10 protein-coding genes are annotated in these 12,786 nt (G+C 64.6%); 7 read left to right on the forward strand and 3 right to left on the reverse strand.

Features of this window, described 5'->3' with window-relative positions; translation table 11 throughout:
• The first annotated feature begins 27 nt into the window (after positions 1 to 27).
• Positions 28 to 1,002 (forward strand): quinone oxidoreductase, encoded by a 975-nt coding sequence (locus tag QY049_RS02400; protein ID WP_301268767.1) that lies wholly within the window; start codon positions 28 to 30, stop codon positions 1,000 to 1,002.
• Between the two features lie 113 nt (positions 1,003 to 1,115).
• Here QY049_RS02400 and QY049_RS02405 read toward each other — a convergent pair whose 3' ends face one another.
• Positions 1,116 to 2,312: an acetylornithine transaminase gene (locus QY049_RS02405; protein WP_301268768.1), complete on the reverse strand. Its 1,197-nt coding sequence runs from the start codon at positions 2,310 to 2,312 to the stop codon at positions 1,116 to 1,118.
• 346 nt (positions 2,313 to 2,658) lie between these two features.
• The gene (locus QY049_RS02410) at positions 2,659 to 3,807 is read right to left on the reverse strand and encodes a tetratricopeptide repeat protein (protein WP_301268769.1); all 1,149 of its coding nucleotides are present in this window, start codon (positions 3,805 to 3,807) and stop codon (positions 2,659 to 2,661) included.
• A gap of 124 nt (positions 3,808 to 3,931) precedes the next feature.
• Between QY049_RS02410 and QY049_RS02415 the strand changes: the two genes are divergently transcribed.
• Complete coding sequence (locus QY049_RS02415; RefSeq protein WP_367401178.1) at positions 3,932 to 4,867, forward strand: hypothetical protein; 936 nt, start codon at positions 3,932 to 3,934, stop codon at positions 4,865 to 4,867.
• Positions 4,868 to 4,965: 98 nt separating this feature from the next.
• On the opposite strand, the gene rimO is transcribed toward QY049_RS02415, so the two are convergent.
• Positions 4,966 to 6,291 (reverse strand): 30S ribosomal protein S12 methylthiotransferase RimO, encoded by a 1,326-nt coding sequence (gene rimO / locus QY049_RS02420; protein ID WP_301268771.1) that lies wholly within the window; start codon positions 6,289 to 6,291, stop codon positions 4,966 to 4,968.
• A 111-nt stretch (positions 6,292 to 6,402) separates the two neighbouring features.
• On the opposite strand from rimO, the gene QY049_RS02425 reads away from it, so the two are divergent.
• From QY049_RS02425 to QY049_RS02445, 5 genes are all read left to right on the forward strand, one after another.
• Positions 6,403 to 6,993: an ANTAR domain-containing response regulator gene (locus tag QY049_RS02425; RefSeq protein ID WP_194475865.1), complete on the forward strand. Its 591-nt coding sequence runs from the start codon at positions 6,403 to 6,405 to the stop codon at positions 6,991 to 6,993.
• A complete protein-coding gene (locus QY049_RS02430; protein ID WP_194475866.1) occupies positions 6,990 to 8,153 on the forward strand; it encodes a CmpA/NrtA family ABC transporter substrate-binding protein in 1,164 nt (387 codons plus the stop codon). Before QY049_RS02425 ends, QY049_RS02430 begins: the two co-directional genes overlap by 4 nt.
• Before the next feature lie 348 nt (positions 8,154 to 8,501).
• Positions 8,502 to 9,332 (forward strand): formate/nitrite transporter family protein, encoded by an 831-nt coding sequence (locus QY049_RS02435; RefSeq protein WP_194475867.1) that lies wholly within the window; start codon positions 8,502 to 8,504, stop codon positions 9,330 to 9,332.
• A 13-nt stretch (positions 9,333 to 9,345) separates the two neighbouring features.
• On the forward strand, positions 9,346 to 11,142 hold the full coding sequence (locus QY049_RS02440) for a NirA family protein (RefSeq protein ID WP_301268772.1): 1,797 nt from the start codon (positions 9,346 to 9,348) through the stop codon (positions 11,140 to 11,142).
• The gene (locus QY049_RS02445) at positions 11,139 to 12,755 is read left to right on the forward strand and encodes a sulfite reductase subunit alpha (RefSeq protein WP_194475869.1); all 1,617 of its coding nucleotides are present in this window, start codon (positions 11,139 to 11,141) and stop codon (positions 12,753 to 12,755) included. Before QY049_RS02440 ends, QY049_RS02445 begins: the two co-directional genes overlap by 4 nt.
• The last annotated feature ends 31 nt before the right edge of the window (positions 12,756 to 12,786 follow it).

The following is a 12,786-nucleotide window of genomic DNA, read 5'->3' on the forward strand; positions in this document are numbered from 1 at the left end:
TGGCCTTGGAGAAGAGGAGGTCAGGTGATGACCAAAGCCGTCCGGGTGCACAAGGTCGGGGGCCCTGAGGCCCTGGTCTATGAGAGCGTCGATGTCCCGGCGCCCGGCGCCGGCGAGGTGCGCATCCGCCAGCATGCGGTCGGCCTGAACTTCATCGACGTTTATTATCGCACCGGTCTCTACAAGGCGCCGGGCTTGCCCTTCATCGCCGGCAACGAGGCCTCGGGCGAGGTGGTCGCGGTCGGGCCGGGCGTGACCAATTTCCACCCCGGTGACCGCGTCGCCTACTATCACAATCTCGGCGCGTATGCGAGCGAGCGCAACATCTCCTGGGAGAAGCTGGTCAAGCTGCCGGATCACATCACCCACGAGCAGGGCGCGGTGCTGATGCTCAAGGGCCTGACCGTCTGGTATCTCCTCCACAAGACCTTCGAGGTCGAGCCGCATCATCGCGTGCTGATCCATGCTGCGGCCGGCGGCATCGGCCTGCTCGCCTGCCAGTGGGCGAGGGCGCTCGGGGCGCACGTCATCGGTACGGTCGGCTCGCGCGCCAAGGCCGAGCTTGCTGAAGCCAATGGTTGCGACCACGTCATCCTCTACAACGAGGAAGACTTCGTTGCGCGCGTGAAGCAGATCAGCCGCAACGAGGGCTGCGACGTCGTCTATGACGGCGTCGGCAAGGCGACCTTTCCGGGCTCGCTGTCCTGCCTGAAGCCGCGCGGCATGTTCGTCTCTTTCGGCAACGCCTCAGGCCCGGTACCGCCGTTCGCGATCGCCGAGCTGAACAACCACGGCTCGCTGTTCGCGACCCGGCCGAAGCTCAACGACTATATCGGCACGCGCAAGGATCTGCTGGAAGGCGCCGACACGCTGTTCTCCGCCGTTATCAACGGCAAGCTGCACGTGCCGATCAATCATGCCTATGCGCTCAAGGATGCGGCCAAGGCCCATGTCGATTTGGAAAGTCGCAAGACGACCGGGGCTTCGATCTTGAAGCCGTAGGCTCGTCGTTCCGGGGCGATGCGCAGCATCGAACCCGGAACGACGAGATTCTCAGGTGCGCAGTTGCGCACCATAGTTCGGTCCTGCGGACCGCCCCGGAACGACGGCGTTGGTTACGCCACCCGTCTTGCCGCGCCGGCCTTGGTCAAGATCTCGTCGAGACAGCCGATCATCTCGGCGATCTCCGCCTTCGCCACATTCAGCGCCGGCATGAAGCGCAGCGTGTCGAGCTGCGGCGCGTTCAGCAGCACGCCGGCCTCGAAGGCCTGCGCGACGATGCCGGGCGCGATCGGCAGCTTGAGGTCGAGCGCCAGCAGCAGGCCGCGGCCGCGCACGCCGCCGAGGCCGTGCCGCACTGATACTTTTTGCAGCTCGCATTCGAGCAGCAGGCCGGTCTCACCCACCTGCTTCAGGAAGTCGGGCTTGCCGACTTCTTCCAGCACCGCAAGACCGGCCGCGCACATCACCGGATTGCCGTTGAACGTGCCGCCCTGGTCGCCGTGCTCGAAGCACGAGGCGCGCTCGGTCGCGAGCAAGGCCGCGAGCGGTACGCCGCCGCCGATGCCCTTGCCGAGCGTCATGATATCGGGTGCAATCCCCGTGTGCTCATAGTGGAAGAGCTTTCCGGTCCGGCCCATGCCGGTCTGGATCTCGTCGAAGATGAGCAGCAGGCCGTGCGCCTCGGTGAGCGCGCGCAGCTCCCGCAGGAACTGATCGGTCGCCGGCCACACGCCGGACTCGCCCTGGATCGGCTCGAGCATGACAGCGACGGTGTTGCCGTTGATCAGGCTCTCGACCGAGGCGATGTCGTTGAGCTTCGCTTTCTTGAAGCCTGATACCTTCGGTTCGAACAGCGGCTCGAACGCCTTCTTGCCCGAGGCCGACATCGTCGCCAGCGTCCGTCCGTGGAAGCCGCCTTCGAACGTGATGATCTCGAACGCGCCGTTCTTGTGCAGGCTGCCGAATTTGCGCGCGAGCTTGATCGCGCCTTCATTGGCCTCCGCGCCTGAATTGGCAAAGAACACCTGGTCGAACGCGCTGCTCTCGACGAGGGCCTGCGCGAGCTTCAGGCTCGGCTCGTTGTAGAAGGCCGGGCTCGGCGTCAGCAGCCGCTTGGCTTGCGCGGCCAGCGCTTCGGCCACCGCCGGTGGGGAGTGGCCGAGGCAGTTGACGGCCCAGCCCTGCACGAAATCGAGATAGCGCTTGCGGCTGTCATCCCAGAGGTATGAGCCGGCACCGCGGACGAACACGGCCTTGGGTCGTGCGGTGATGTCCATCAGCGCATCATACGGATGGGTGGCGGTCGTCATGTCTCGAACTCCTCTTTGCGATAGGAAGATCTTGGGAGGTGGGTGAAAAACGGACGCGAAAAGCAAGAAGGCCGCACTTTGCGGGTGCGGCCTTCTCGAAAACTGTGCTGAATTTACTGGTTCAGCGGCGTCGTCGGACATGGCGCAACCCATCATCGTCGCGGGAGCGACGACGCATGGTCTGGCGCAGTTGGGTCCGAGAGTTGATCATGGGGCGCGTCCGTACAGCCGAAGGGCAGGGTCTGTCAAGCGGGCAATTTGCACGATGCCGCGCTGGCGTAGATCGCTCAGCTCAAATGCGCCGCCCTCAGTGTCACATGGCGGCGCGCATGCAGCGGCAAGAAACTCAAGGAAGTGCGAGATGCTCGTATGCGCCTGAGATCCCCACATTGATCGCCTTGGCCGCCGCAATATCGCGCGCAGCGCCTTCGCTGTCGCCCTTCTTGCGCTTCGCAAGTCCGCGCCCGTAGAGCGCGGTTTCGGAGTTCGGATTCACGCTCAGCGCGGCATCGAAATCTGCCATCGCCGCGTCGTATTGCCCGAGCCGAAGCTTGATGCGGCCTCGGCTGCTCAGCATGTTGGGTTCATTCGGCTTCATCCGCAGCGATTGATCGCAATCGGCCAGGGCCTCGGGAAACTGGTGCAGGATCTCGTGGGTTACGCAGCGCCCGTAGAATACGCCGGCGTAATTTGGATTGGCCTTGATCGAGCGGTCGAAATCCGCCTGCGCACGCTCGTAATCATGCGCGTCGAGATACATGTCGCCGCGCGCATAGGCATCGCCGGCATTGTTCGGATTAAGCTCAAGTGATTTGGTGAAGTCGGCCAGTGCGTGATCGCGATCGCCGCGGTCGCGATAGAGGCGGGCGCGATTGCCGTATGCGGCCGCGTAGTTTGGATCGAGCTTGATCGCCATGTCGAGATCAGCGAGCGCGCGATCGGGCTCGCGATGCCACGCACGAGCCGTGCCGCGGTTGAAATAGCACAGCGCGAATTTCGGATCGATGCTGATGGCCTGGTCGAAGTCGGCGAACCCATGCTCGAAGTCGTTCTGCGCGATGCGCACATTGCCGCGGTTGCACCAGTAAGACGCGTTGTCAGGTTTCAGCTCGATCGCGTGCGTGTAGTCCGCGATGGCGTGGTCGCGATCGCCGAGATCGGCATAGGTGATCCCGCGACCGAACGAGATTTCGGGATTGTCAGGGGCCAGCTCGACGGCGCGGGTGTAGTCGGCGAGGGCCTGCTGCGTTTTTTTCTTGCGCCGAAACGATTTGCCCCGGTTCACGAGTGCGCCGACGTTCGACGGATCGGCCTGCAGCACAATCGTACATCCGTCGATGCGCTGGTCGTCGCCGATGTCGCTGGAACCGAAGCACCATTGACGCGCCTGATCGGCTGGTGGAGATTGCGCCGCGGCGGGAAGGGCAAGCAGAATCAATGCTGCACTGATCGCGCAGACGCCGCCCCGGATACCGATCACGTGATTGCGTGTCATTCGATTGCCGCCCAGAAACAAAAAAGCCCCTAGCGCGTTTGTGATCTCAGGACGCGAATTGGTTCGAACCGAACCGAAGCCGGTCGAGACCAAGAAGGCGGGACCAACCAGACAGTTTGCAGCCTTGTCCGACACCCCTTACCCGATCGACCTCGACAGCATTCGCGGCGCGTTTCCGCCGGGCATTGAGGCGCCGCCGCTTCTGGTCGACTTCGCCATTTGGCTGAAGGGGCGCCCCTGGGGCAGCGTCGGCTGCTTCTCCCTGCAGGGCCAGTTCTCCGATCAGGCGCCGATCTTCGACGGCAGCCCGTTGCGCGACAGGTTCTCGCTGTTCATGCGGCTGCCGGACGGTTCGGCTGTCGGCGGCTGGTATGGCGCGGGCCTCGACCGGGACAATCCGCCGATCGTGGGGCTGGGCTCCGAGGGCGATTACGAGTTGCTTGCGCCGTCCCTCGACGTGCTGCTCATCAAACTAACGTCGCAGCAATTCGACGAGGCCTGGCACGATCTGCGGCCGCACGACGAGGTCGAGCCGCAGACGGTCGAGCTCGCGCAATGGCTGGCCCGGCAGCCGGCCGGCGAGCCGGCGCCTTGCGAGGACGGCGAGCTGCCCGACTTCCGCGGCTTCGTCGAGAAGTGGAGCCGGGATCGCGAGGAATACTGGGCCAATCACCGCCTGATGGCCGAGCTTGGCTGGCGGCTGGCCGCGCATCTGCCCAAAGGCAAGAACTCCTGGGACAAGACCCATTTCGAGGTCGCCATCGTCGGCAAGCAGTATGAAGCGCGCGTGCTGTCGCGTGGGCCGCAGCCGTTCGAGGAGGCCGCCTCGATCGAATCCCTGCTGCGTGACCTGCGCGAGGAGATGCGCCGCGCCCAGCCCGAGCTCGGCCTGTGGTACGCGATGAAGTTCGGCCTTTCCGCCGACGGCCGCGTCATGCCGAATTTCGAGTACGATGTGCGCCCGACCATCGGGGGCGAGCCGGCGCTGCTCTCCGAAGCCAGGGCCGATCTCACCCGCGCCCCGCGCCCCGAGCGCTGGGTGCCGAAATGGCTGGCGTGAGATAGCGGAAGCTCCAGCCGCGGGTTTGCTCCCGCTCGCGGGAGAGGTTGCAGCGAGCCCCCGCGGCTAGCTCGTTCGCAACAACGAACGGTCGGCGCTCAGAACCCAGCGACGCTGCCGTGCAGATCATATTGATCCGCGCGCTCGATCTTCGCGGTGACGATCTCGCCGACGCGCAGGGGCCGGCGGCTCGACAGATAGACCGCGCCGTCAATCTCGGGCGCATCGGCCTTTGAGCGGCCCTTCGCGACGGTCGGTCCGACCTCGTCGATGATGATCTGCTGGCGCGTGCCGACCTTGCGCTTCAGCCGGCGCGCCGAGATCTTCTGCTGGCGCGCCATCAGCGCGTTGTAGCGCTCCTGCTTGACCTCTTCCGGCACGGGATTGGCGATCGCGTTCGACGTCGCGCCCGCAACCGGCTCGTACTTGAAGCAGCCGAGGCGATCGATCTCGGCTTCATCGAGCCAGTCGAGCAGATAGGCGAAGTCGGCATCGGTCTCGCCGGGGAAGCCGACGATGAAGGTCGAGCGCAGCGCAAGGTCAGGACATTCCTCGCGCCAGCGCTTGATCCGCGCCAGCGTCTTGTCCTGTGCTGCCGGGCGCTTCATCGCCTTCAGCACCTCGGGGCTCGCATGCTGGAACGGGATGTCGAGATAGGGCAACACCTTGCCCTCGTTCATCAGCGCGATGACCTCGTCGACATGCGGGTAGGGGTAAACGTATTGCAGCCGGACCCAGGCGCCGAGTTCGCCGAGCTCGCGCGCGAGATCGAGGAATTTGGCGCGGACCTGGCGATCCTTCCACGGGCTTTCGGCGTATTTGAGATCGACGCCATAGGCCGAGGTGTCCTGCGAGATCACCAGCAGCTCTTTCACGCCGGCGCTGACCAGCCGCTCGGCCTCGCGCAGTACGTCATCGGCCGGACGCGACACGAGATCCCCGCGCAGCTTCGGGATGATGCAGAAGGTGCAGCGGTTGTTGCAGCCTTCGGAAATCTTCAGGTAGGCGTAGTGGCGCGGCGTCAGCTTGATGCCCTGCGGCGGCACCAGGTCGAGATGCGGATTATGCGCCGGCGGCAGCGCGCGATGCACGGCATCGAGCACGCTCTCATATTGCTGCGGACCGGTGATGGAGAGCACGCCGGGATAGGCCTGCTCGATCGCTTCAGGCTCGGCGCCCATGCAGCCGGTCACGATCACCTTGCCGTTCTCGGCCATGGCCTCGCCGATCGCCGAGAGCGATTCCTGCTTGGCGCTGTCGAGGAAGCCACAGGTGTTGACGATGACGACGTCGGCCCCGTCATGCTTGCGCGCGAGCTCGTAGCCCTCGGCGCGGAGGCGCGTGATGATACGCTCGGAATCCACCAAAGCCTTGGGACACCCGAGTGACACGAAGCTGACCTTGGGCGCAGCCGTCTGATCCATATCCAAATCTGCCTGATTGACAGGCTTGAGCTAGTCCCAATTGCCCATAATTACAACCCTTTGCATGGCCGTCCGGCATGCTATGGATGAATCGCCTGCCGTGAGTGAGCCATGAGCGCCGAACAGTCGCCCAAAATCGTGATTGTCGACGAAAGCCCTGTCCGGGCTGCGATCCTAGAGGAGGGGTTGCGGGAGGCCGGATTCACGCAGGTCGTCCATATCAGCGAGATGCAGAGCCTGCTCGCCCGTATTTATGCGGTGGACCCCGACATCATCCTGATCGATCTGGAAAACCCCAGCCGCGACGTGCTGGAGGCGATGTTCCAGGTCAGTCGTGCGGTGAAGCGGCCGATCGCGATGTTCGTCGACCAGAGCGACTCCGCCTCGATCCAGGCCTCGGTCGAGGCTGGCGTGTCTGCCTATATCGTCGACGGTCTGAAGAAGGAGCGGATCAAGCCGATCCTCGATCTCTGCGTGTCGCGTTTCAACGCCTTCGCAAAGCTTCAGGAGGAGCTGGAGCGCACCAAGTCTCAGCTCGAGGATCGCAAGATCATCGAGAAGGCCAAGGGCATTCTGATGAAGGTCAAGGGCCTCACCGAGGACGAGGCCTACGTGCTGCTGCGCTCGACCGCCATGCGCGAGAAGAAGAAAATCGGCGAGATCGCGCAGTCGATCATCACCGCGTCGGAGATGCTGAAATGACCGCTTCCCTCCGCATCGGTTTCATTCCGCTGGTCGATGCCGCCGCCCTGATCGTCGCCGTCGACAAGGGATTTGCCGCGGCCGAGGGGCTCGAGGTCGAGCTGGTGCGCGAGGTGTCGTGGTCGAACGTCCGCGACAAGCTGAACATCGGCCTGTTCGATGCCGCGCATCTGCTGGCGCCGGTCGCGATCGCGTCCTCGCTCGGGCTCGGTCACGTCAAGGTGCCGATCGCCGCGCCCTTCAATCTCGGCGTCAACGGCAATGCGATCACGGTCTCGCCGGCGCTGCATGCTGCGCTGATGGATCAAATCGACGGCGACCGTTTCGATCCGCTCGCCACCGCAAAGGCGCTGGCGAAGGTCGTTGCCATCAGGCGCAAGGCGGGCGCCGATCCGCTGACCTTCGGCATGACCTTCCCGTTCTCGACCCACAATTACCAATTGCGGTTCTGGATGGCGGCCGCGGGCGTCGATCCGGACGAGGACGTGCGCCTTGTCGTGCTGCCGCCCCCCTACATGGTGGACAGCCTCAAGAGCGGCCACGTCGATGCCTTCTGCGTCGGCGCGCCCTGGAATTCGATCGCGGTCGATCTCGGTATTGGCCACATCCTGCATTTCGTTTCCGACATCCTGGTGCGTGCGGCGGAGAAGGTGCTGGCGGTCCGCCAGGTCTGGTCGGACAAGCATCCGGATGTGGTCGCGAGCCTTGTGCGTGCGGCGGTCAAGGGAGCCGCGTTCATCGAGCAGCCTGAGAACCTGGCGGAGGCCGCGCAAATCCTGGCGCAGCCCGAGCGGATCGGTGTCGATGCCGAGGTGATCCAGCGCTCGCTCACCGGGCGGCTGAAGATTTCGCCCGATGGTGCGGTGCGCGAGAGCGGCCGCTACCTCCTGGTCGGCCGCGAAGGAGCGGGGCGCCCGGACCCGGTTCAGGCGGCCTGGCTCTACGCGCAGATGGTACGCTGGGGTCAGACGGCCCTCAGCCCGGAGGCGCTCAAGACGGCGATGGCGGTATTTCGGCCGGATCTCTATGATGCCGCCATTGGGCGGAGCGGAGAGGTGCAGGCGAGCGCCCCCTTCGGCGCCTTTGCCGGACCGGCTTTTGATCCCGGCGATGTCGCCGGTTATCTCGCCTCGTTTGAGGTCGGGCGGCGCGTGCCGTAAGGCTCTGCTCAAATATTACTCAGTTCGATTCGAAGCTTAATCTTTGGGCTATTGCTGCCCGAAGCAGCATGAACCATGATCCACTTCATGCGCTGCACATAAGATTAAATCACTGATTTTATGTGATTTTGTAGCTTATGCTGCGTTGGCACACTCCTTGAATAGAGAGAGCCCAAGCCGCCCGGCGTGGGCGCCGGCGGCTCCAGGTCCATGGTGGATTTCCGCAGCAACGAGGCTGATCGGATCGCCCGGGTTCCGGAGAGGCGCGTGCCTGTAACCGGCTCCCAGCGATCAACGTCAGTTCAACCCGTTGACGCCGCCTATCGCGCGGCAAGCTGGAGCTTCGAAATGGATTACGCGAAACCCTCCGACGTCGTGGCCTCGATGGTCGATGCCAGCCTGAAGAAGCTGGCGCTCGCCCCGCGCGACATCATGATCCGCGGCGCGATCTCGGGTGCACTGCTGGGCGCGGCCACCACGCTCGCCCTGACCGGCGCGGTCACGACGGGGCAACCGATCGTCGGCGCGCTGATCTTCCCGGTCAGCCTCGTGATGATCGTGCTGCTCGGTCTCGAACTCGTCACCGGCAGCTTCGCGATCGTTCCGCTCGCACGTCTCGAAGGCAAGGCAAGCTGGAATGCGGTCATCGCCAACTGGTCGTGGGTCTTCGTCGCCAACCTGCTCGGCAGCATTGCCGTCGGCGCGCTGATCGCCATCTCGCTCACCAACATGGGCAAGGTCGAAGTGGCCGGCGTCGCCGCAAAGATCGTTGCGGTCGCCGAGGCCAAGACGATCGGCAACGCCGCGATCGGCACGGCAGGCCTCGTCTCGGTCTTTGTAAAGGCGATCCTCTGCAACTGGCTGGTCTGCCTCGGCGTCGTCATGGCGATGACCTCGACTTCGACGGTCGGCAAGATTGCGGCGACCTGGCTGCCGATCTTCCTGTTCTTCGCGCTCGGCTACGAGCATGCCGTCGTCAACATGTTCATCATCCCGACGGGCATGATGCTCGGCGCCAAGGTCAGCGTCTCCGACTGGTGGCTGTGGAATCAGATCCCGGTGACCTTGGGAAATCTCGTCGGCGGCTTCGTCTTCACCGGCCTTGCGCTCTACACGACGTACAAGCCCGCAACGCCCACGGCCGATGTCGCGCAGGTCGCGGTCCAGGCAGCAGAGTAGGTCCATTCAATCCATGAAACTCGATACAGCACCCACGGCCGATTTCTCAGACGAGCAGAAGCGCTATCTCGAAGGCTTCATGTCCGGCATGCAGGTCGGACGTGTCGGGCGCGCCTTTGCAGCCGGCGGCGCGCCTGCGGCCGGCGCTCCGTCTGAACCGACGGGGCCGGACGCTGCGGCGATCAAGGCGCAGGACAAGCTTACGGCGGCGGGCAAGAAGCTCGCCGACCAGGAGAAGTTCAAGCGCGAGATGCATCCGTTCGACGCCTATGAGCGGCTGAAGGACCAGGCGCGCAACAACGCCAATCCGACGCCGGCGGACAATTTCCGCTGGCGCTACTACGGCATCTTCTGGGTCGCGCCGGCACAGACCTCCTACATGGCGCGCCTGCGCATTCCCAACGGCATCCTGAAGCACTGGCAGATGTCGGGGCTCGCCGACATCGCCGAAAGCTGCGGCGGCGGCTACACCCATGTCACCACCCGCGCCAACTTCCAGATCCGCGAAATCGAGCCGAAGAACGCGGTCAGGCTGATCGAAGGCGTGCAGGACATCGGCCTGTGCTCGCGCGGCGCCGGCGCCGACAATATCCGCAACGTCACGGGCACGCCGACGGCTGGCATCGATCCGCAGGAGCTGCTCGACACGCGCCCCTATGCGCGCGAATGGCACTACCACATCCTCAACGACCGCTCGCTGTTCGGCCTGCCGCGCAAGTTCAACGTCGCCTTCGACGGCGCCGGCAAGATCGCAGCGCTGGAGGAGACCAACGACATCGCCTTCACCGCGGTCGAAGTGAAGGACGGTTTTGGCGTCGATCCGGGCGTCTGGTTCAAGCTCGGCCTCGGCGGCATCACCGGCCACAAGGACTTTGCAAAATATTCCGGCATCGTCGTTCGCCCTGAAGATGCGACCGCGGTTGCCGATGCCATCGTGCGCGTTTTCATCGAGCATGGCGATCGCACCAACCGCAACAAGGCGCGGCTGAAATACGTGCTCGACATCATGGGCCACGACGGCTTCCTCAAGCTGGTCGAGGAGCGGCTGAAGAAGCCGTTCGCGCGCGTGCCGGCGGAAGCGCTGCTGTCGCGGCCCTTGTCCGATCGCATGGCCCATATCGGCGTGCACAAGCAGAAGCAGGGCGGACTCAACTGGGTCGGTGTCGCGCTGCCGATCGGCAAGCTCACCTGCGAGCAGATGCGCGGGCTTGCCAAGATCGCGCAGGATCTCGGCGACGGCGATATCCGCCTGACGGTCTGGCAGAACCTGCTGATTTCGGGCGTCCGCGACGAGAACGTCGCGCTCGTTACCGCCGCGGTGGAGAAGCTCGGCCTCGCCACTGAAGTCTCGAACGTCCGTGCCGGCCTGATCGCCTGCACCGGCAATGCCGGCTGCAAGTTCGCGGCCTCGGACACCAAGCGTCATGCCGCCGCGATCGGCGACTGGTGCGACGAGCGCATCAAACTCGACACGCCGCTCAACATCCATCTGACCGGCTGCCATCACTCCTGTGCGCAGCACTACATCTCCGACATCGGCCTGATCGCGGCCAAGGTGCCCGGCGCCAGCGAGGATGACCAGGTCGAGGGTTATCACCTGTTCACCGGCGGCGGATTCGGTCCCGATGCCGATATCGGACAGGAGGTGTTCCACGACGTGAAGGCCGAGGATGTGCCTGTGAGGGTGGAGGGCCTGCTCAAGGCCTATCTCGCCCATCGCGCCTCACCCGAAGAGACGTTCCTGACCTTCTCCCGTCGCCATGACGGTGAAGCCTTACGAAAACTCGCCGAAGCGGAAGTAGCAGCATGACCCAGATGTCCGTGCCTCCCAAGATCGAGATCATTCCGGCCAATGCACCGTTCACCGAGGGCCAGCGGCTGTGGCTGAACGGCTTTCTTGTCGGCATGTTCGGTCTCGACGGCTCGACGCCGCTGTCGCCGGCGGAGAACGGCGCGGTGCTGGCGCCGCAGGGCGATGGCGATGACGGGGAGGCACCCTGGCACGACCCGGCAATGCCGATCGCCGACCGCATGAAGCTCGCAGAGGGGCGTCCGCTCCGCCGCCGCATGATGGCGGCGATGGCGCAGCAGGATTGCGGCCAGTGCGGCTACAATTGCGCCGACTATTCGGACTCGATCGCCAACAAGAGCGAAGCCCGGCTCAACCTCTGCGCCCCCGGCGGCAAGGAGACGGCGCGGATGCTCAAACAGCTGTTCGAGGAGGTCGACAAGGCGCCGGCCGCCAAGCCTGGTGGCGGAGCTGCCGCGCCCGCTGCAAGCGCACCCGCTGCGCCGGAGGTGAAAGCCGAACTCGGTCGTGCCCGCGAAAATCCGGCTGACGCCACCTTCCTGTCGCGCCGCCTGCTCAACAAGGGCGGCTCGGAGAAGGAAACCTATCACGTCGAGTTCGATCTTTCCGAGAGCAAGCTCGACTACGTCGTCGGCGACAGCTTCGGCGTGTTCGCCCGCAACGACCTCGGCCTCGTCGACCAGATCATCGCATTGCTCGGCGCCTCCCACACCACCAAGGTCAACAACAAGACGCTGCGCGAGGCGCTGGTCGAGGACGTCTCGCTGTCGCCGGCGCCCGACAAGCTGTTCGAGTTGCTCTCCTTCATCACCGGCGGCGCGCAGCGCGAGAAGGCGAGGGCGCTGGCGCAGGGCGAGGATCCCGATGGCGATGCCGCAACTCTCGACGTGATGGCCGCGCTTCAGAAGTTTTCGGGTACGCGGCCGCATCCGGAGGCGTTCGTCGAGGCGCTGGAGCCGCTGCAGCCGCGGCTTTATTCGATCTCGTCGTCGCACAATGCGACGCCCGGAAAGCTCTCGCTGACGGTCGATTCCGTGCGCTACGTCATCGGCAAGCGCAAGCGGCTCGGCGTCGCCTCGACCTTCCTCGGCGAGCGCATCAACGAGGGCGACAAGCTCAAGGTCTATGTGCAGAAGGCGCATGGCTTCGGCCTGCCGGAGGATCCGAAGATTCCGGTCATCATGATCGGCCCCGGCACCGGCATCGCGCCGTTCCGCGCCTTCCTGCTCGACCGCAAGGCAACCGGCGCGCAGGGCAAGAACTGGCTGTTCTTCGGCCATCAGCGCAGCGATTGCGACTTCTTCTATCGTGACGAGCTCAACGCGATGAAGACCTCGGGCCTCCTGACGCGCTTGTCGCTGGCCTGGTCGCGCGACGGCGAGAAGAAGTTCTACGTGCAGGATCGCATGCGCGAACTCGGCCGCGAGGTCTGGACCTGGCTTGCCGAAGGCGCGCATCTCTACATCTGCGGCGATGCCAAGCGGATGGCCAAGGACGTCGAGCGCGCGCTGGTCGACATCGTCGCCCAGTTCGGGGCGCGCTCGACCGACGAGGCCGTGAGCTTTGTCGCCGACCTCAAGAAGAAGGGCCGCTTCCAGGCTGACGTATACTAGGCCGCGGCGGGATCAGGACTAATCGCCGCCG

This window comes from Bradyrhizobium sp. WYCCWR 13022 (genome assembly GCF_030435535.1).
Taxonomy (GTDB): domain Bacteria; phylum Pseudomonadota; class Alphaproteobacteria; order Rhizobiales; family Xanthobacteraceae; genus Bradyrhizobium.

What these genes read in the sequence shown, in the direction of transcription:
- QY049_RS02400 (WP_301268767.1), top strand. Translation starts at nt 28, where the DNA reads ATGACCAAAGCCGTCCGGGTGCACAAGGTCGGGGGCCCTGAGGCCCTG.
- QY049_RS02405 (WP_301268768.1), bottom strand. Translation starts at nt 2,312, where the DNA reads ATGACGACCGCCACCCATCCGTATGATGCGCTGATGGACATCACCGCA.
- QY049_RS02410 (WP_301268769.1), bottom strand. Translation starts at nt 3,807, where the DNA reads ATGACACGCAATCACGTGATCGGTATCCGGGGCGGCGTCTGCGCGATC.
- rimO (WP_301268771.1), bottom strand. Translation starts at nt 6,291, where the DNA reads ATGGATCAGACGGCTGCGCCCAAGGTCAGCTTCGTGTCACTCGGGTGT.
- QY049_RS02425 (WP_194475865.1), top strand. Translation starts at nt 6,403, where the DNA reads ATGAGCGCCGAACAGTCGCCCAAAATCGTGATTGTCGACGAAAGCCCT.
- QY049_RS02430 (WP_194475866.1), top strand. Translation starts at nt 6,990, where the DNA reads ATGACCGCTTCCCTCCGCATCGGTTTCATTCCGCTGGTCGATGCCGCC.
- QY049_RS02435 (WP_194475867.1), top strand. Translation starts at nt 8,502, where the DNA reads ATGGATTACGCGAAACCCTCCGACGTCGTGGCCTCGATGGTCGATGCC.
- QY049_RS02440 (WP_301268772.1), top strand. Translation starts at nt 9,346, where the DNA reads ATGAAACTCGATACAGCACCCACGGCCGATTTCTCAGACGAGCAGAAG.
- QY049_RS02445 (WP_194475869.1), top strand. Translation starts at nt 11,139, where the DNA reads ATGACCCAGATGTCCGTGCCTCCCAAGATCGAGATCATTCCGGCCAAT.